Here is an 18905-nt window from a genome sequence, read left to right as displayed (position 1 = left end):
GTCCCGGGTCCTCACCCGGTACGCGCCCGGGACCGTACGGCTCGTCACCACCGCCCTGTCGCGGGGGACGCGCGCCGGGCGCGGAGCGCTCCGTGCGCCGCGGTTTCTCCAGGGACACCGGCCACTCGGACCGCCGCGAACTCTCCGGCGCGGGCGGCTGGTCGGACTGCCTCGGGCTCTCCGCCGTGGGCGGCTGGTCGGACTGCCTCGGGCTCTCCGCCGTGGGCGGCCGGTCGGACTGCCGCGGGCTCTCCGCCGTGGGCGGCCAGTCGGACTGCCGCGGGCTCTCCGGCGGCTCGGGGCGTTCCTGTCGCCATGGGCTCTCCGGGACTCCCGTGTGCTGCGGGGACACCGTCGGCCATCTCTGCGTGCTCGGCTCCTCCTCCGAGTCCTCCGGATCCGTCTGCCGTAGGCCCTCCGGCGGCTCGCTCGCCGTGCTGTCCTCGGACCAACCGCTCCTGTCGCTCATCGCGAACCCCCCGATTCACTCCACCGCTTGCCTCTTCCGACGGTAGCGGCGGAAACGGGAACGGGCCCCGTTCCGGACGAAACCGGAGCGGGGCCCGTGGGCGCGGGAGGCTCAGATGAGGCCGAGGGCGCGGACCGCGTCGCGCTCCTCCGCCAGCTCCTGCACCGAGGCGTCGATGCGGGCGCGGGAGAACTCGTTGATCTCCAGGCCCTGGACGATCTCGTACACGCCGTCCTTGGTGGTGACCGGGAAGGAGGAGATCAGGCCCTCCGGGACGCCGTAGGAGCCGTCCGAGGGGATGCCCATGGAGGTCCAGTCGCCGTCGGCGGTGCCGTTGACCCAGGTGTGGACGTGGTCGATGGCGGCGTTCGCGGCGGAGGCGGCGGAGGACGCGCCACGGGCCTCGATGATGGCCGCGCCGCGCTTGGCGACGGTCGGGATGAACTCCTCGGCCAGCCACTTCTCGTCGTTCACGACCTCCGCGGCGTTCTTGCCGGCGACGGTCGCGTGGAAGATGTCGGGGTACTGGGTGGCGGAGTGGTTGCCCCAGATGGTCAGACGCTTGATGTCGGCGACCGTGGAGCCCGTCTTCTTCGCGAGCTGGGTCAGCGCGCGGTTGTGGTCCAGGCGGGTCATCGCGGTGAAGCGCTCGGCCGGTACGTCCGGCGCGGCGGCCTGCGCGATCAGCGCGTTCGTGTTGGCCGGGTTGCCGACGACCAGGACCTTGATGTCGTCCGCGGCGTGGTCGTTGATGGCCTTGCCCTGCGGCTTGAAGATGCCGCCGTTGGCCTCCAGGAGGTCACCGCGCTCCATGCCCTTGGTGCGCGGGCGGGCGCCCACGAGCAGGGCGACGTTGGCACCGTCGAAGGCGACGTTCGGGTCGTCGGAGATGTCGATGCCCTGGAGGAGCGGGAAGGCGGAGTCGTCGAGCTCCATGGCGGTGCCCTCGGCGGCCTTGAGCGCGGGGGTGATCTCCAGGAGGCGGAGCCGGACCGGCACGTCCGCGCCGAGCAGCTGGCCGGAGGCGATGCGGAAGAGCAGGGCGTAACCGATCTGGCCGGCCGCGCCGGTGACGGTGACGTTCACGGGAGTGCGGGTCATGGCGTTCTCCGTATGACAGCTGGCGGTGGGCGTCCTTGCCCTGGGGTGCGGACGTACAAATGATCGATCTCTCGGCATCAAGAGATCCACCGGTCAGGCTATCGCGCATTCCGGATGCTGGACGTGGAGGGGTCGGTGTGGCTCACCCCACAGAGGTGACCCCACCGACGTGACCGCACGGACGTGACCCCACGGACGTGGCCCCACGGACATGACCCCACCGACGTGACCCCACGGACGCCGCCCGCGGGCAACGCACGAAAAAGGCGGCCGCCCGTCCGGGAGAGGTGAGACGGGGCGGCCGCCACCGGGGGTACCGGAATCCGGACTCCCGTGGGGGGTACGGTTCGCGTGCCCAGGAATCGCGACGGCATTCCTGGACACACGCAGTTTCTACGAGGTGCACCCCGTCCGCCCCGACGCCAGCGTCGCGCATGCCTTGGCCTGGGCCGCGTCCCGTACCGCGACCATCGGCGTGTACGCGATCGTGTCGCCGACGGCCGTGATGTCGCCGGTCTCCGTCGTGGTACCGGCCGTCACCCGCACCGAGTCGCCCCGGGCCGCGCCGGTGATACGGCCCCAGGCGGCGCCGCAGGTGCTGCTGTAGCGGACCTCCAGGGTGGTCGCGCCGACCGTGGCGGTCCTGGCGGTGGTCACGAGGTCGCCGCTGCACCCCATGGCCTCCGCGTCCTTGCCGGTGCAGCCGGTGCCCGCGCACTTCACGCCGGCCGGCAGGTCGGTGCCGGCGCTGGTCGACGGGGCGGACGAGGTGGCACCGCTCCGGTTCTTCTTCCCGTCGCCACCGTGGTCGGTGAGGAAGAAGACGGCCGCGACGACCACGGCCACGCCGACCACCCCCGCGAGGAACATCGTCAGCCGCCGCCGGCCGCCGCCGGGGGCACCCGGCACCCCGGGCGCGGCCGGCCCGCGGGAGCCCGTGCCCTCCCGGCGGTTGGCGTCGGGCGCCGTCGGCTGGGGCGGGATGGTGGGCGAGACGCCCGCCGGCCCGGCGATCCCCGGCGTCGCGACGGCACTGCCCGCCCGGCGCGGTGCCTTGCCCCCGGCCGTGGTGGTGGACGTGGACGGGACCGGCGGGCCCCCGAACTCCCCCAGCGCGGCCCGCGCCTGGGAGATCCGGATCGCCTCCATCGTCATGTCGTGACGCTGCTCCGAACGGCTCCAGGCCCGTTCGGCCAGCTCCCACATGGTCGTCAGGTGGACGGGATTGGCGCCGGTGACCTCGGCGAGCGCGACGATCGCGCCCTTGGGCGCCAGCAGGCGCCCGCCCAGGTACCGCTCCCAGGACGTCTTGCTGTAGCCGGTGCGGTCGGACAGCGCCGCGACACTCAGCCCGCTGCGGTCCACGAGCCGCCGCAGCTGCGTCGCGAACTCCTTGACCTGCGGATCGAGTTCATCCGGCAGGGCCTTCCAACGAGGCATTGCTTCCCCCCTCATTCCCCCGGTCCTCTTGCCCCCGGTTCGGTGGCGTGTCTTCCCTCGCGTTCCCCTTGCGCGTGGTGCCCCCGCGCCGGTCCCCGTTCTGGTTACCCAGCGGACCGCGGCGCCCCCGGAACCCAGTCCCCCGGCAGGGGGCGCACAGGAGCACTGGCCCGCCCGCGTGCACCGTCGCACGCCGACCGCGAAGCGGTCCGACGGGCCTTCGGCTCGCCCCGATTGGACACGTTAGCCCGCTTGTGAGTCGGCTTCGTGACATATCCGCGAACTTGTCAACACATCGACACACCGGTCATCGGGCCGTGACCTCGCAGGTCACGGGAGACCCGGCTCACCCGAGAGCCACGGCACCGACGACCGCCACGAGAAGCAGGACGAGCAGCAGCAGGACCGCGGCCGTCAGCAGCCGGCCGTGCGGGCGGACCGCCCGCTCCTGTTCCTGCTCCGGGCGGTCCCACCAGGGAAGGGTGGGATCGTCCTCGTACTCCCCGGTGCCGGGCGGTGGTTCCGGCACGTTCGCCGGGCGCGGCCAGGCCTGGACGGCCAGCTCCCAGCGCACGGTGTGCCGTTCGGCGTCGGCACCGGTGAGGCCCGCGACCCGGCACAGCGCGGCGACGGCCTGCCGCGGCGGCGGCTGGACGGCGTTGAGGTACCGCTGCCAGGAGGACTTGCTGTACGCGGTGCGGGCGCCCAGCGCGACCAGGCTGAGACCGGTGTCGTCCTTGAGGAGCCGCAGGTGCTCCACGAAGTGCCGCACCTCCGCAGGGAGCCCCTCCGGCAGCGGCTGCCAGCCGCCCATCACCCACCTCCACGGCTTCCCGCGTTGCCAGTTCGTTGCCAGTTCAGACCGGGTGACGACAGGGGGCGGTCCGACGGTTCCCGCAGGCTGTGGCAGTGCGGACGGTCCGTCGCGGAACTGTCACCTCTGTGCCACAGCCGACGGACATCCGTTGAACAGCCGCCGCCCGATGGGAAGGCTGAAACCCGACGGCGGTCCGTCCTGCTCGGGGGAGGGGACGGGCCGCCTTTCAGCCTTTTCCGCCGCTTCAGGCTCTTCAGGCGCTTCAGCCGCCGAGGCCTGCCGGCCCGCCCAGGCCGCCCAGCCCGCCCGGCGTCACCAGTCCCGTCTCGTACGCCACCACCACCGCCTGTGCCCGGCTGCCCAGGTCGAGCTTGGTCATCGTGCGGTTGAGGTGCGTCTTCACGGTGGCCTCGCTGATGTAGAGGCGGTCGGCGATCTCCAGGTTGGACAGCCCGCGCGCGGTGAGCTTGAGGACCTCGACCTCACGGGAGGTCAGCACGTCGAGGTCGGGCGGCGGGCCGACCTGCGGGGCGGGGCCGTGCTGCCGGGCGAAGGCCTCGACCAGGCGCCGGGTGACACTGGGCGCGAACAGGGCGTCACCGCCGTCCACCGCGGTGACGGCGGCCAGCAGCCGTTCCGGGCCGGAGTCCTTGAGGAGAAACCCCGAGGCACCGGCGCGCAGCGCGCCGTACACGTACTCGTCGAGGTCGAAGGTGGTGAGCACGAGGACACGGGGCGCGGGCCCCGCCGCCTGCGCCAGGATGCGCTCGGTGGCCTCGATGCCGTTCAGACCGGGCATCCGGATGTCCATGAGCACGACGTCGGGGCCGGTCTCGGCGGCCAGCCGCACCGCCTCCGCACCGTCCCCGGCCTCCCCGACCACCTCGAACCCGGGCGCGGCTTCCAGCAGCCCCACCAGACCCGCGCGGATGAGGAACTGGTCGTCGACCACGAGCACTCTGGTCATCCGGTACGGTCGTCCCCCCGCCGTGCGAGTGTGGCCGAGGTCGGCAGGGCCAGCTCGACCGCGAAGCCTCCCTCGGAGCGTGGGCCGACGCTGATCGTCCCGCCGTAGAGCTTGGCCCGCTCACGCATGCCAATCAAGCCATGTCCGGCGCCCGTTCGCACTCTGTCCGGAATCACCCCCTCCCCGTCGTCGAGGACGGACACGGTCAGGCCGTGCGGCCGGTACCGCAGCAGCACGCGCGCGTGCGCGCGGCCGGCGTGCTTGAGGACGTTGGTGAGCGCCTCCTGGACGACGCGGTAGGCGCACAGCTCGACGCCGGGCGGCAGCGGCCGGGGCTCGCCCTCGACCACGAACTCGACGGGCAGCCCGCCGCTGCGCACCCGCTCCAGGAGGTCGGCGAGCCGGTCCAGGGTGGGCATGGGAGCCCGTTCGGCGGCCTGCGGATCCTCCTCGCGCAGCACCTGGAGCATGCGCCGCAGCTCCTCCAGGGCCTCCCCGCTGGTGTCCGCGATCGTCCCCAGCGCCCCGCGCGCCTTGCCGGGGTCCGACTCGAAGACGAACCGGGCGAGGCCCGCCTGCACGGAGATCACCGACATGTGGTGGGCGACGACGTCGTGCAACTCCCTTGCTATCCGCCCGCGTTCCTCGGCGACGGCCCGGCGCGCCCGCTCGGCCTGCTCGGCCTTCAGATGCCGGGAGAGCACGGCGGAGCGCTGCGCGAGATGCCCGAACCAGACGAACACCGAGCAGTACAGCAGCGCCTGCACGACGACGGAGGGCATCGAGGAGCCGCGGGTGACGAGCCCGGCGTACACCCACATGCCGGTCATGCAGACCGCGCAGCCGACGGCGATCCGGACCGGCCGCACCGACGCGACCGTGTACAGGCCCAGCAGGGAGCCGAAGGTGCACACCACGGGCCAGAAGCCGAGGCCGACGTACACGATCGAGGCGCACTGCATCACGGCGAAGACCGCGACCGGCCACCGCCCGCGCAGGGCGAGGGGCAGCTGCGCCAGCACGATCAGCGCGTACGCCCGCGCGTCGAGCTGCGGCCACCCCTGGGCGGGCGACTCCCGCCCCAGCAACACGGCCATCACGACCGTCCCGCACGCGATCAGCGTGTCGACGGCGAGTGGGGGCGGGTTCCGCGGTCGCATCGCCGCAGCGTAACGCGGAGGTCCGGGGCCGGGAGTCAACCACCGGACGTACCGCGGAAGTTGTAGGGGGTTCCATCAGGGGTGGGATTCGCCGGGGGTGCCGGGGCCCTACCTTCGAACGGGGGGAAGGCCCGCACCCACCGGGGGAGGTGCGGGCGCCCCGACAGAGACGCGGGGCTGTGCCGAGGTGCGGCTACCGCCGCACGCCGGGCTGTGCCGAGGTACGGCTACCGCCGCGTGGGCGCGACCAGCCACAGCGCACCGCGGCCGGCAACGCGTCCTCAGCTCTTCATCGTGAAGTGCAGCGCGTCCTTCAGATACGGGATCACCAGCCACGGCTTCGGCTGCGCCATCAAGGCCAGCAGCACGATCACCAGCCCCAGCACCCCGTACGTCGCGATGTCCGTGAACCGCGACCGCACCGCCAGCATCCCCACGCTCGGCAGTATCCAGCGCATCACCGCCCCCGCGAGCAGCCCCGCCCCGATCAGCAGCGCACCCACCCGGAACTGGTCCAGCGAGGTCAGCAGCAGCCCCACCGCGACGGTCGCCAGCACCACCAGCAGCGGCCACTGCCGAGCCGGCGCCGGCAGGTCTCCCGACGCGGCCCTGCCGCCCCCCTCGGGGCGCGCCGTGTCCCGTGTGAACAGCGGGAAGCGCCGGGTCGTACGGCGCCCCGCGTGCTGTCCGTGACCGCCGTCAGCCGACACTGCGCTCGGCCGCCTCGACCACGTTGACGAGCAGCTGGGCCCGGGTCATGGGTCCGACACCACCGGGGTTCGGGGAGAGCCATCCGGCGACCTCGGCGACACCGGGGTGCACATCGCCGACGATCTTCCCCTCGGCGTTGCGCGAGACGCCGATGTCGAGGACGGCCGCACCCGGCTTGACGTCCTCGGCACGGATCAGGTGCGGGGAGCCGGCCGCCGCGACGATGATGTCGGCACGCCTGAGGTGGGCGGAGAGATCACGCGTGCCGGTGTGGCACTGGGTGACCGTCGCGTTCTCGCTGCGCCGGGTGAGCAGCAGCGGCATCGGGCGCCCGATGGTCACGCCACGGCCGACGACCACGACCTCGGCGCCCTTGATCTCGACGCCGTAGCGGCGCAGCAGGGTCAGCACGCCGTTGGGGGTGCAGGGCAGCGGCGCGGGCTCGCCGAGCACCAGCCGGCCCAGGTTCATCGGGTGCAGGCCGTCCGCGTCCTTGTGCGGGTCCATCAGCTCCAGGATGCGGTTCTCGTCGATGCCCTTGGGCAGCGGGAGCTGGACGATGTAGCCGGTGCAGGCGGGGTCGTCGTTGAGCTCGCGGACGACGGCCTCGATCTCCTCCTGGGTCGCGGTGGCGGGCAGCTCGCGCTGGATGGAGGCGATGCCGACCTGCGCGCAGTCACGGTGCTTGCCGGCGACGTACTTCTGACTGCCGGGGTCGTCCCCGACCAGGATCGTGCCGAGGCCGGGCGTGACGCCCCTCTCCTTCAGCGCCGCCACGCGGGCGGTCAGATCGGACTTGATCGCGGCTGCGGTGGCCTTGCCATCGAGAATCTGGGCGGTCATGGCTCCATCCTCGCGGATGCCGGTCTCCCGGTTCCAATCGGGTGTGCGGTCATGATCAATCATGTTGCACTTGCACAACACCTCGCGAATCGGACTGGACAACAACTCGCCCTTACTAAACGATGAGCGGCGCAGTATCGCGGTCCGGTTGGGGGGCAAACCGCTCAGAACATGACGTACCTCCGTCCCTGTCCGCGTCGTCCCCGCAGGTCCAACGGAGGAAATCGGCCATGAGTTTCGGCTCGCCCAACAACCCCTACGGTCAGCAGCCGCAGAACCCGCAGCAGGGTCAGCCCGGCTACGGCTACCCGCAGCAGCAGCCCGGCTACCAGCAGGCCCCGCAGGGCGTGCCGCCGCAGCAGGGCTACGGCTACCCCCAGCAGCCCGGTTTCCCGCAGCAGGGCGGCTACGGCTACCCTCAGCAGGGCTACGGCGCGACCCCGCCGTACGCGAACTGGGGTCAGCGCTTCCTCGGCACCCTCGTCGACGGCCTGGTCTTCCTGGTGCCGTACATCCTGGTGATCGTCGGCAAGGACACCCCGGCACTGGCGGCCATCGGCGGTCTCGCGCTCCTCGGCCTGGCGATCTGGCAGCTGATCATGGAAGGCCGCACCGGCCAGACCGTCGGCAAGAAGGCGCTGGGCATCCGCCTGGTGAAGGAGGCCACCGGCCAGCCGATCGGCGTCGGCATGGCCTTCGTGCGCCGCATCGCCCACGTCCTGGACAGCCTCGCCTGCTACCTGGGCTGGCTGTGGCCGGCGTGGGACGCCAAGCGCCAGACGTTCGCCGACAAGGTGTGCGGCACGATCGTGATCCGCAGCAACTGAGCGATCCGAGCAACCGGCCGACTCCCGCACGCTCCAAGGGCCGTGTCCCCCGCCTGGGGGACACGGCCCTGGTGTTGTTCGGTCCCACAACCCTCAGTGGAAGAAGTGCCGCGTCCCCGTGAAGTACATCGTCACGCCCGCCTTCTTCGCGGCCTCCACGACGAGTTCGTCACGCATCGAACCGCCCGGCTGGGCCACGGCCCGCACGCCGGCCGCGGTGAGGATCTCCAGGCCGTCGGGGAAGGGGAAGAAGGCGTCGGAGGCGGCGTAGGAGCCGCGCGCCCGCTCCTCCCCCGCCCGCTCGACGGCGAGCTTCGCGGAGTCGACGCGGTTGACCTGGCCCATGCCGACGCCGACCGAGGCGCCGTCCTTGGCGAGCAGGATGGCGTTGGACTTCACGGCCCGGCAGGCCTTCCAGGCGAAGGCGAGTTCCCGCAGCTCCTCGGGGCTCAGCGCCTCGCCGGTGGCCAGGGTCCAGTTGGCCGGGTCGTCGCCGTCGGCCTGGAGCCGGTCGGTGACCTGGAGCAGCACACCGCCGTCGACGGGCTTGACCTCCACCTGGTTGGCGGGGGCGCCCGGGGCCTTCAGCACCCGGATGTTCTTCTTCTTGGCGAGGGCCTCCAGGGCCCCCTCCTCGTAGTCGGGCGCCACGATGACCTCGGTGAAGATCTCGGCGACCTGCTCGGCCATCTCCTTGCTGACCGGCCGGTTCACGGCGATGACCCCGCCGAACGCCGACAGCGGGTCACAGGCGTGCGCCTTGCGGTGCGCCTCGGCGACGTCCGAACCGATCGCGATGCCACAGGGGTTGGCGTGCTTGATGATCGCGACGCACGGCTCGTCGTGGTCGTACGCGGCACGGCGCGCGGCGTCCGTGTCCGTGTAGTTGTTGTACGACATCTCCTTGCCGTGCAGCTGCTCGGCCTTGGCGAGGCCACCGCCACTGGCGTCGACGTAGAGGGCGGCGGGCTGGTGCGGGTTCTCGCCGTAGCGCAGGGTGTTCTCGCGCTCCCAGGTGGCGCCCAGGAAGTCCGGGAACCGCGACTCGTCGACCGGGGCGTACTCGGAGGCGAACCAGGAGGCGACCGCCACGTCGTACGACGCGGTGTGCTGGAACGCCTCGGCGGCCAGCCGCTTGCGGGTGGCGAGGTCGAAGCCGCCCGCGGCGACGGCGGCCAGCACGTCGGCGTACCGCTCGGGGCTGGTGACCACGGCGACCGAGGGGTGGTTCTTGGCGGCGGCGCGGACCATCGAGGGGCCGCCGATGTCGATCTGCTCGACGCACTCGTCGGGCGAGGCGCCCGAGGCGACGGTCTCACGGAACGGGTAGAGGTTCACGACGACGAGGTCGAACGGCTCGACACCGAGCTCTTCGAGCTGCTTGCGGTGGCTCTCCAGGCGCAGGTCGGCGAGGATGCCGGCGTGCACCTTGGGGTGCAGCGTCTTGACCCGGCCGTCCAGGCACTCCGGGAAGCCGGTGAGCTCCTCCACCTTGGTCACGGGGACCCCGGCGGCGGCGATACGGGAGGCGGTGGAGCCGGTGGAGACGAGCTCGACGCCCGCCTCGTGCAGCCCGCGCGCGAGGTCTTCGAGGCCCGTCTTGTCGTAGACGCTGACGAGCGCCCGTCGGATGGGCCGCTTGTTGCTCTCGGCGGTCACTGGATAACTACCTTTCGTCCCTCGATGCGATAGCCGTTGCGGGCGATCCGCCCCACGACCTCGACGAGCAGGCTTCGCTCGACTTCCTTGACGCGCTCGTGCAGAGCGCTCTCGTCGTCCTCGTCCCGGACCTCCACCACGCCCTGAGCGATGATCGGCCCGGTGTCGACGCCGTCGTCGACGAAGTGGACGGTGCAGCCGGTGACCTTGGCGCCGTACGCGAGCGCGTCCCGTACGCCGTGGGCCCCGGGGAAACTGGGCAGCAGGGCGGGGTGGGTGTTCACGGTCCGCCCGCCGAACCGCGCCAGGAACTCCTTCCCGACGATCTTCATGAACCCGGCGGAGACGACGAGGTCGGGCTCGTGGGCGCTGACGGCGTCGGCCAGTGCCCGGTCCCACTCCTGCCGCGTCCCGAAGTCCTTCACGCGGGTCACGAAGGTCGCGATCCCGGCGCGCTCGGCGCGCGCCAGCCCCTCGATGCCGTCGCGGTCGGCTCCGACGGCGACGACCTCGGCGCCGTAGGCCTCGACGCCGGCCTCGGCGATCGCGTCGAGGAGCGCCTGGAGGTTGGTGCCGGATCCGGAGACCAGCACGACGAGGCGCTTGGCCACGGGCTTGGCGGCCACGGTGGGGCCCTTTCTCGGGGGAGCGTCGGTACGGCGGCCGGACTCGTACCCGCTTTGTACATTCGTACGAGTGCTTCGCGCCCCGGGATACGGGGAAGTCTACGAAGCGGCCGACCGGCAGCAACGATACCGGCACACCGGACGGCCCCCACGGGACGGGGGCGTGGCCGGAAGGTAGCGTCTGGGAGGTACCGAGGCGGGAACGCGTCCGGGATACGACGCGTTCAGGAAGTAACCAGCCGTTTCGCCCGCTGTATCGATCAGCCGTAGCCATCAGCTGTATCCGTGCAGTCGTATCCGTAAGCCACTGGTAGCCATCAGCTCTGTTCATCTTGATCTAGGGGAAGACGCTCACTTGATGCCGGACCGCAGCCTGGGACTTCGTATGCTCCCCCCGCAGTCGGTGCAGGGAGGGCCGCGTTTCGCCGTGCTGTTGCGGGAGCGGCCGGCCTCGCCGCCGGAGGCGCCCTCGGACCGGCCGAAGGGTGACCAGCAGGACGACAACCCCTTCGCCCCGCCGCCGGAGGGCACGCCGGACAAGCCGTGGCGGCCGCGCCGCCCGGCCGGTGACGGAGACCGGGAATCGCCCTGGGGCAGCCAGTGGAGCGACCGCCAGCCCGGCCGGCAGTCCGGCGGCTTCGGCCAGCGTCCCGACGAGGGCGGCCCGGGCGGCGGCGGTCAGGGCGGCCCCGGTGGCCCGGGGATGCGCTGGGACCCGACGGACCCGGCCCAGCGCCGGGCGCGGTACGCCCTGCTGAGCGGTATGTGGGCCTTCCTCTTTGCCCTCTTCGGCTGGCCCTACGTGGCCCTGCTGCTGGGCGCCCTGGGCATCTACTGGGGTGTCAGCGCGATCCGCGCCAGGCCGCGCAGCCCCGAGGAGGCCGCGGCCAACGCCAACGCCGGCCGCCCGCAGACGACGGCGGCGATCAGCGGCCTGATCACGGCGTCGCTGGCGCTTGCCCTGGTGGCGGCGACCTTCACGGCGCAGATGGTCTACCGCGACTACTACACGTGCGTCTCGGACTCCCTCACCAACGAGGCCAAGCAGTCCTGCGACCACCTGCTCCCGAAGGAACTCCGCACCATCCTGGGCACCACGAACAGCTGAGGGGCCGACCGGAAGCGGTCCGGACCCACTGACGGCCGGTCAGGTTCCGTCAGGGGCTGTCCGACGCCCAGGCCCGGTCGGGGGCCGTCCGACAGTCAGGATCCGCCGGGGACCGTCCGACGCTCAGGCTCCGCCGGGGCCGTCCGACGGTTCGGAGGAGTCTCGTAGTGCCGCCCACCGGGCCTTGCGGGTCGTCTCGTCCTGCCAGGTGTCGGACGGCGGCGGGGTGGCCGACGGCATCTCGTACGGCTCGGCGGGCAGCGCCTCGTACGGCTCGAACGTGTCGCCGTCGCCCTGGTCGGGCAGGATGACGGCCACCGGGGCCGGGACCGAGGGGGTCCCGCTCTTCTTCTCCATCGGCGGCTCCTCCTCCGGCCTCTGCTTGCCGAATCCCAGCCACGCCGCGAGCGAGCCCGGACCCAGCCCCCGCCAGGCCCGCAGCGCCAGGGCCGCCGGTACGCCCACGCCCAGCAGCCAGCCGCCGGTCGCCGCGCCCGTCTGCCACCAGACCGGGCCGAAGCGGGTGAGCGCGGCGACGCCCAGGGGCCCGCCCGCCAGCTCGGCCAGGGCCGCGAGCAGCAGCGCGCACAGCAGGGCCGCGAGCAGCATCACCCCGGCCGTACGCCCGGCCGGCCAGCGCCGTCTGGCCGCCCTGCCGACCACGAACCACGCCATCGTCACCCCGGCCGCCAGCGGCACCGCCCCGGCCAGCCAGTTCAACGGCGTGCCGGGCCCGTCCGCCGGCACGGCCGCGAGCAGCGGAAAGGGCGGCAGCAGCGGGGCCGGGTCGGCGGCGAGGGGGTTCACGACATGACCGGCGCCGAGCGCGAAGCCGGGGCCGACGGCGTACGACGCCGACCACACCGCCGCGTTCGGGATCAGCGAGACGCAGAGCAGCAGGACCGCGAACCGGCCCGTCCACCCCTCCGTCAGTTGCAGGAACGACGCCCGGGCCGGCTCACCGTGCAGCACCAGCGACACCGCGAGCAGCAGCGTCCCGCCGCCGAAGAACACGGCCACCCCGGCCAGGGACGCGCGGACGGCCGTACCCCACCGCACCCGGGTGTCCCGGCCCAGGAGCAGTCGCCGTACCGGCCCCGGGACCATCCCCAGCAGGCTCAGCAGCGGTTCGCGCGGACGGCCGTACGCCGTCCACACCCCGGCGCCCGCCGCGGCCGCCGCGAGCAGTGGCAGACACACCGCCACCCACCCCCACACGGGCCGCAGTTCGCCGCCGGACGCGTACAACGCGGCGCAGCCGCCGACGCCGAGGTAGCCGGCCACGACCCCGGTCCACGCCGTCCGGGCCCGGACCGGCGGCGGTGCGTCCACGTCGGCATCGCCGCCGTGGCCGTCGGCGTCCGGGGCGTCCACCGCCTCCCGCGCTCCCCGGTACACCAGCAGCGCCGGCAGCACCAGGAGCAGCAACGGCGTCACCCCGACCGGGGCCGGCACCCCGGACAGGGTGTCGGTGCGGACCAGTTCGATCCCGTGGGCGAGCAGCCACAGCGCCGCCGCGAGATGCAGCGCGCCGCCCGGTCCGTTGTCGGGATACGGCGAACTGACCCACAGCGCCATCACCAGCACGGAGAAGCAGGCGAGTCCGAGCCCGGCCGCGATCGCGCCGCCCAGGAGGCTCGCGGCCAGCCCGGGGGATCGGTCGCGCAACCGGGTGAGCAGGTGCGACAGAAGCGGCGGGCGCGACGAGCGCGACGGAGGTGCCGACAGCGGTCGGTGGGCGGGCATCCGAGTCACGACCGCCATGCTCCCAACGACACGCGCTTTCCCGTCGTAACAGGCGAACCACCGAAGTGTCGCCCAATATATGTTTATGTGTTTTTTCGAAGGAAGGTGCGCCCGGTGACGCAGAGCCCTGTCCCCGCCGACGAGGCCGTACCGTCCGCTGCCCTGACGCCCACTCAGGCCTTCGACGCGCTGTACGCGTTCTGCGCCCCGGCCCTGGTACGGCAGACCTACCTGCTCACCGGGCGCCGGGAGCTGGCGCGGGAAGCCGTCGAGCGGGCCTTCCAACTCGCCTGGCAGAACTGGCCGCAGGTGGCCCGCGACCGGGACCCGGCCGGCTGGGTGCGGGCGGTGGCGCACGAGTGCGCGCTCTCCCCCTGGCACCGGTTCCGGCTGCGCTACCGCCAGCCCGAAGCCCTGCCGGCCGACGCGGCCGACCGCGCGCTGCTGGAGGCACTCCTCGAACTCCCGCCGTCGTACCGCCGCACGCTCCTCCTGTACGACGGTGTCGGCCTCGACCTGCCGGAGACGGCGGCGGAGACGGAGGCGAGCACACCGGCGGCGGCGCGGCGGCTGACCCATGCGCGGCGGGCGGTCGCCGACCAGGTTCCCGAGCTGGCGGACCCCACCGCGTTGCACCGGCGGCTGGCCGAACTGGCCTCGACGGAGCGGTTGCGGGCGGCCCAGCCGCCCGTTGTGCGGACCTGTGCCGAGCGCCGGACACGCTTCTGGACCCGGTCCGCGCTGGCGTTCACGGCGACGATCATCGCGGCGACGACGCTGACGCTGCGGACGGCGCCGACGCACTACGAGGCGCCGATCGGTCCCGCGCAGGCGATCAGCGGGGTACCGGCGGAGGTGGGGCTGGGGCCGTTGTCGGCTGGGGAGCGGGCCTTGCAGGCGAAGCTGCGGAGGATCGCCGAGAAGGGACCGGAGAGACTGGTGCCGGTGGCGAGGTAGCGCGTGCGGGTGCGGACGAGCGAAAGCGCCGGCAGGCCCGCCCCAACCCGGGGACGGGCCTACCGGCGTACGGTCACGCGGTCGTTCAGCCGGCGAGAAGCTCGCGCGCCAGCTTCGCGGTCTCGGTCGGGGTCTTGCCGACCTTGACGCCCGCGGCCTCCAGGGCCTCCTTCTTCGCCTGGGCGGTGCCCGACGAACCGGAGACGATGGCGCCGGCGTGACCCATGGTCTTGCCCTCCGGCGCGGTGAAGCCCGCGACGTAACCGACGACCGGCTTGGTCACGTTCTCCTTGATGAACGCGGCCGCACGCTCCTCGGCGTCGCCACCGATCTCACCGATCATCACGATCAGGTCGGTGTCGGGGTCGTCCTGGAACGCGGCGAGGGCGTCGATGTGCGTGGTGCCGATGATCGGGTCGCCACCGATGCCGACGGCGGTCGAGAAGCCGATGTCACGGAGCTCGTACATCATCTGGTACGTCAGCGTGCCGGACTTCGAGACCAGGCCGATACGGCCCGGCTTGGTGATGTCGCCCGGGATGATGCCGACGTTCGACTGGCCCGGGGTGATGATGCCGGGGCAGTTCGGGCCGATGATCCGGGTCTTGTTGCCCTTCTTGCCGGCGTACGCCCAGAAGGCCGCCGAGTCGTGCACGGCGATGCCCTCGGTGATCACGACGGCCAGCGGGATCTCGGCGTCGATGGCCTCGTCGACCGCGGCCTTGGTGAACTTCTCCGGCACGAAGATGACGGAGACGTTGGCGCCGGTGGCCTCGATGGCCTCCTTGACGGTACCGAAGACCGGTACCTCGGTGCCGTCGAAGTCGACCTTCTGACCGGCCTTGCGCGGGTTGACGCCGCCCACGACGCTGGTGCCGTCGCCCAGCATGAGCTTGGTGTGCTTCATGCCCGTGGCGCCGGTCATGCCCTGGACGATGACCTTGCTGTCCTTGTTGAGCCAGATAGCCATGGTGTGTTCTGTCCTCGTCCTGAGTGCTTACTTGGCGGCGTGGGCCAGCTCGGCGGCCTTGTCGGCCGCGCCGTCCATGGTGTCGACGCGCTGCACCAGCGGGTGGTTGGCGTCGGTGAGGATCTTGCGACCCAGTTCGGCGTTGTTGCCGTCGAGACGGACGACCAGCGGCTTGGAGACGTTCTCGCCGCGGTCCTCCAGGAGCTTCAGGGCCTGCACGATGCCGTTGGCGACCTCGTCGCAGGCGGTGATGCCACCGAAGACGTTCACGAACACGGAGCGGACGTCCGGGTCGCCGAGGATGATCTCCAGGCCGTTCGCCATCACCTGGGCGGAGGCACCGCCGCCGATGTCGAGGAAGTTGGCGGGCTTGACGCCGCCGTGCTTCTCACCGGCGTACGCGACGACGTCCAGGGTGCTCATGACGAGACCCGCGCCGTTGCCGATGATGCCGACCTCGCCGTCGAGCTTGACGTAGTTGAGGTTCTTCTCCTTGGCGGCCGCCTCGAGCGGGTTGGCCGCGGCCTTGTCGTGCAGCTCGTCCCAGTCGTGACGGAACTCGGCGTTGTCGTCGAGCGACACCTTGCCGTCCAGGGCGAGAACCTCACCGGAGACGACCTTCGCGAGCGGGTTGACCTCGACGAGGAGGGCGTCCGACTTGATGAAGGTGTCCCACAGCTTGACCAGGATGTCGGCGACCTGGTCGGCGACATCGGCCGGGAACTTCGCCGCGGCGACGATCTCCTTGGCCTTGGCCAGGTCCACACCGTCGATCGCGTTGATCGGGGTCTGGGCCACGGCCTCCGGACGGGTGGCCGCCACCTCCTCGATCTCCATGCCGCCCTCGACGGAGGCGATGGAGAGGAAGGTGCGGTTCGCACGGTCGAGGAGGAAGGAGACGTAGTACTCCTCGACGATCTCCGGGGCGGTCTCGGCAATCATCACCTTGTGGACCGTGTGGCCCTTGATGTCCATGCCGAGGATGTCCGTCGCACGGGCGACGGCCTCGTCCGCGGAGGCGGCCAGCTTGACGCCACCGGCCTTGCCACGACCACCGACCTTCACCTGCGCCTTGACGACGGACTTGCCGCCCAGACGCTCGGTGATCTCGCGCGCCGCCTCAGGCGTGTCGATGACTTCACCGGCCAGCACCGGTACATCGTGCTTGGCGAAGAGGTCCCTCGCCTGGTACTCGAACAGGTCCACGCGCTTCCGTCCCTATCAGTGATCTCGCGGTTCGTTGGATGCGTGGGCGTGCCGCGAAGGGCAACGTGACGTCCGCAATGTGTCACAAGGGGGGCGCACACGGTGTCCGAGCGCGCGGCATGTCCGTCTCGCAGATTATCGCCGCTCGCGGGGGGTCTCTAAATCAGGGGTCACACCTGAGCGGTGATACCTGTCACATGATGCCGGGTATCGGCGGTTCTGGTGGCACGGCGTGCCGTCTTGCGAACGATGTGCGAGGCCTCACCGGGCTGGGGTTGGCCCGGTGAGGCCTCCGCCCCGGGGGCTGCGCGCCTCCGGGGTGGACCGCCGCTCCCCGCCCCACTGGGATCGGGCGGCCCGGACCGCGGGGTCCCGGCGGGGGCGAACCGACGGTGTTCGGCCGCCCACCCCGAGTCACCCCGCGGAGTCAGACGGAGTGGGACCTGGCCTGTGGGGCGTGGCGGTACTCCGGGGCCATGGGGGCGGTGCCGGTGGCGGTCCCGCCGCCTCCGTCGAGGCCGGTGAAGAGCGCGGTGGCCGTTTCGGGGCCCATGTCGGAGCCGATCATGGTGGCCGCCCGCCTCTGCAGGGCCCGGGCGTGCGCCCTGGCGATGGCCTGGGCCTTGGCCGTGGCCTGCGCGGCCCGGGCCGCCCGGGCACCCTGGATGGCCTGCGCGGCACGGATCCTGGCCGCCGGCCCGGCGCCCTGCCGGCGTGCGGCGTCGTCGGCGGCTGTGGCTGTGGTTGTGGTTCTGTCCGTGGCAGTGGCCATGGCCATGGCTGTGGTTCTGGCTGTGGCTGTGGCTGTGGCTGTGGCGAGGGGACCGCTGATGTTCTTGTTCATGCGTGCGTCAGTCCTTCGGGGCTCCGGTGCGTGTGTCACGCACCCGCGGAGCTGGGAGTGCCTCCGGTGGGCCGGAAGCGCGGCTGGGGACATCGCCGTCCAGAGCGCTGGGAGGGGACTCCGCAGGGGGATCCGAAGTGCGGGATCCGAAGGGGTCCGGACGGACGGGCAGACCTGTTCCGCCCCCGCGCGACAGGTCTGTGGCGGGGAGTGGGCGGCCGGCCGTCCTAGCCGGGGAAGACGGGGATGTCCCGGTACCTGTCCCTGGTCCCGGCCGCGCCGACGTGCGCGGCGGCACCGGGCACCAGCCGCAGCGGCGCCCGGTCGTCGACGGTCACGGCGTAGGCGTCACCGTGCCGGGAGGAACTGGCGTCGACCACCGACTTGCCCAGCGCGCCGTCCGGGTCTCCGGCGGGTGCGGGGCGGCTCGGGCCGTCGAAGGCGCGGGCCGCACGGTGGCCGCCGGTGTGCGTGTGCGCCGCCGCCCCGGAGACGGGCGCGAGGGCAGAGGTGGTGCCCTGCGGCCCGTACGACCCGACGGTCGCCGCCGGCTTCTTCGTACGGGCGGTCTGCTGCCGGCCGCCCTCCGTGACCGCGGGCCGTGCCTCGGTGGTGCCGGGCGCCGAGGTGACCGGCGCCGGGACGGACCCACCGGGCGGTTCCGACACCGGCAGGGTGGCGGACGTACCCGGCAGCGCCGGAAGAGTGGGCAGCCGCACGGGCAGCGTGACCAGCTCCGTCGGCAGGTCGGTCACCTGCCGCACCACGTCACCGAGCCCCTGAACCACGGCCGCGGTCACGGCCCGCGTCACGGTCACGGTCACGGTCACCGAGTGAATCGTTTCCCCCACGACCGGCACGACCTGGACCACCGGCGCGGTGGGCAGCGTGGGGGCGGGGGATGCCGTGCGGGTCACGGGTGCCGTGGGGGCCTCGGGGGCCGTGGAGGTGGCGGGGTGCGTGGAGGTGGCGGGGTGCGTGGAGGGTGCGGAGGTGGAGGGGGTGACGCGCTTGCGGGGCGTTGCCTCACGGGGTTCTGCCTCGCGGGCCGTGGTCCCGTGGGGCGCTGCCTCGTGGGGTGTGGTCAGACGGGGCGTGCTCTCGCGGGGCGTGCTCTCGCGGGGTGCCGTCTCGCGTGCCGTGGTCTCGTCAGGCGCCGTTCTCCCGTCAGGCGCCGTTCTCCCGTCCCGCGGTGTCTCACTGGGCGGGAGGATCCTGTCCACGCCCAGCCGACTCACCAAGGACGTCAACGACGGCGTCGACGGCACCGATTGCGTCCCCTCGGCCGCCTGTGCCCGCCCTCCGCAGAGGAGGCCGAGCGCGAGCAGTCCGCCCGCCAGCAACGCCAGTTGCAGCGCACGCCGCCCCGCCGCCGTACGCGACACACGCGCGGCGGAATCGGGCAGAACGGCTGGCGAGGACAAGACGGGGAGGATCCTCCGGTACGGCGGAAC

At 72.3% G+C, this 18905-nt stretch carries 18 protein-coding genes; 4 read left to right on the top strand and 14 right to left on the bottom strand.

What is annotated here, in order from left to right; genetic code table 11:
• Positions 1–92 precede the first annotated feature (92 nt).
• Positions 93–515: a hypothetical protein gene (locus ABZ642_RS24280; protein ID WP_360487704.1), complete on the top strand. Its 423-nt coding sequence runs from the start codon at positions 93–95 to the stop codon at positions 513–515.
• 65 nt (positions 516–580) lie between these two features.
• Here ABZ642_RS24280 and ABZ642_RS24275 read toward each other — a convergent pair whose 3' ends face one another.
• The 7 genes from ABZ642_RS24275 to ABZ642_RS24245 all read right to left on the bottom strand — a co-directional run bounded on the left by ABZ642_RS24275 (position 581) and on the right by ABZ642_RS24245 (position 7508).
• Complete coding sequence (locus tag ABZ642_RS24275) at positions 581–1570, bottom strand: malate dehydrogenase (protein WP_360487701.1); 990 nt, start codon at positions 1568–1570, stop codon at positions 581–583.
• A 393-nt stretch (positions 1571–1963) separates the two neighbouring features.
• Positions 1964–3010 (bottom strand): DUF2690 domain-containing protein, encoded by a 1047-nt coding sequence (locus ABZ642_RS24270; RefSeq protein WP_360487698.1) that lies wholly within the window; start codon positions 3008–3010, stop codon positions 1964–1966.
• A gap of 346 nt (positions 3011–3356) precedes the next feature.
• Positions 3357–3824, bottom strand: a complete 468-nt coding sequence (locus ABZ642_RS24265; RefSeq protein WP_360487695.1) for a helix-turn-helix transcriptional regulator — start codon at positions 3822–3824, stop codon at positions 3357–3359.
• 265 nt (positions 3825–4089) lie between these two features.
• Positions 4090–4794 (bottom strand): response regulator transcription factor, encoded by a 705-nt coding sequence (locus tag ABZ642_RS24260; RefSeq protein ID WP_360487692.1) that lies wholly within the window; start codon positions 4792–4794, stop codon positions 4090–4092.
• Positions 4791–5954 carry a sensor histidine kinase gene (locus ABZ642_RS24255; RefSeq protein ID WP_360487689.1) on the bottom strand — a complete coding sequence of 388 codons (1164 nt, stop codon included), beginning with the start codon at positions 5952–5954 and terminating at the stop codon, positions 4791–4793. Before ABZ642_RS24255 ends, ABZ642_RS24260 begins: the two co-directional genes overlap by 4 nt.
• 281 nt (positions 5955–6235) lie before the next feature.
• Positions 6236–6664 (bottom strand): DUF3017 domain-containing protein, encoded by a 429-nt coding sequence (locus ABZ642_RS24250; RefSeq protein WP_360487686.1) that lies wholly within the window; start codon positions 6662–6664, stop codon positions 6236–6238.
• Positions 6654–7508 (bottom strand): bifunctional methylenetetrahydrofolate dehydrogenase/methenyltetrahydrofolate cyclohydrolase, encoded by an 855-nt coding sequence (locus tag ABZ642_RS24245; protein ID WP_360487684.1) that lies wholly within the window; start codon positions 7506–7508, stop codon positions 6654–6656. Before ABZ642_RS24245 ends, ABZ642_RS24250 begins: the two co-directional genes overlap by 11 nt.
• Positions 7509–7738: 230 nt before the next feature.
• Between ABZ642_RS24245 and ABZ642_RS24240 the strand changes: the two genes are divergently transcribed.
• The gene (locus ABZ642_RS24240) at positions 7739–8335 is read left to right on the top strand and encodes an RDD family protein (RefSeq protein WP_360487681.1); all 597 of its coding nucleotides are present in this window, start codon (positions 7739–7741) and stop codon (positions 8333–8335) included.
• Between the two features lie 93 nt (positions 8336–8428).
• Here the strand turns inward: ABZ642_RS24240 and purH are convergent, their stop codons facing one another.
• Both purH and purN read right to left on the bottom strand, forming a co-directional pair.
• On the bottom strand, positions 8429–9994 hold the full coding sequence (purH, locus tag ABZ642_RS24235) for a bifunctional phosphoribosylaminoimidazolecarboxamide formyltransferase/IMP cyclohydrolase (RefSeq protein ID WP_360487678.1): 1566 nt from the start codon (positions 9992–9994) through the stop codon (positions 8429–8431).
• Entirely contained in the window at positions 9991–10620 is a 630-nt protein-coding gene (purN, locus tag ABZ642_RS24230) for a phosphoribosylglycinamide formyltransferase (RefSeq protein ID WP_360487675.1), read from the bottom strand. The genes purH and purN overlap by 4 nt, the downstream gene beginning before the upstream one ends.
• A gap of 358 nt (positions 10621–10978) precedes the next feature.
• Between purN and ABZ642_RS24225 the strand changes: the two genes are divergently transcribed.
• A complete protein-coding gene (locus ABZ642_RS24225) occupies positions 10979–11728 on the top strand; it encodes a hypothetical protein (protein WP_360487672.1) in 750 nt (249 codons plus the stop codon).
• Between the two features lie 123 nt (positions 11729–11851).
• On the opposite strand, the gene ABZ642_RS24220 is transcribed toward ABZ642_RS24225, so the two are convergent.
• Complete coding sequence (locus ABZ642_RS24220; RefSeq protein ID WP_360488013.1) at positions 11852–13474, bottom strand: DUF6350 family protein; 1623 nt, start codon at positions 13472–13474, stop codon at positions 11852–11854.
• Between the two features lie 105 nt (positions 13475–13579).
• Here ABZ642_RS24220 and ABZ642_RS24215 point away from each other — a divergent pair, with 105 nt between their 5' ends.
• Positions 13580–14431, top strand: a complete 852-nt coding sequence (locus tag ABZ642_RS24215) for a sigma factor-like helix-turn-helix DNA-binding protein (protein WP_360487669.1) — start codon at positions 13580–13582, stop codon at positions 14429–14431.
• 85 nt (positions 14432–14516) lie between these two features.
• On the opposite strand, the gene sucD is transcribed toward ABZ642_RS24215, so the two are convergent.
• The 4 genes from sucD to ABZ642_RS24195 form a co-directional block, all read right to left on the bottom strand.
• Positions 14517–15401: a succinate--CoA ligase subunit alpha gene (gene sucD / locus ABZ642_RS24210; protein ID WP_351933019.1), complete on the bottom strand. Its 885-nt coding sequence runs from the start codon at positions 15399–15401 to the stop codon at positions 14517–14519.
• 27 nt (positions 15402–15428) lie between these two features.
• On the bottom strand, positions 15429–16607 hold the full coding sequence (gene sucC, locus ABZ642_RS24205) for an ADP-forming succinate--CoA ligase subunit beta (protein WP_351693433.1): 1179 nt from the start codon (positions 16605–16607) through the stop codon (positions 15429–15431).
• Positions 16608–17034: 427 nt separating this feature from the next.
• Positions 17035–17379: a hypothetical protein gene (locus ABZ642_RS24200; protein WP_360487664.1), complete on the bottom strand. Its 345-nt coding sequence runs from the start codon at positions 17377–17379 to the stop codon at positions 17035–17037.
• A 299-nt stretch (positions 17380–17678) separates the two neighbouring features.
• Positions 17679–18281, bottom strand: coding sequence for a hypothetical protein (locus ABZ642_RS24195; RefSeq protein ID WP_360487661.1), 603 nt, complete (start codon positions 18279–18281; stop codon positions 17679–17681).
• Between the last annotated feature and the right edge of the window lie 624 nt (positions 18282–18905).

The sequence above is a fragment of the Streptomyces sp. NPDC007157 genome, assembly GCF_040634235.1.
In the GTDB taxonomy this organism is placed as follows: Bacteria; Actinomycetota; Actinomycetes; order Streptomycetales; family Streptomycetaceae; genus Streptomyces.
This window is presented reverse-complemented; position numbering and strand designations above follow the sequence as displayed.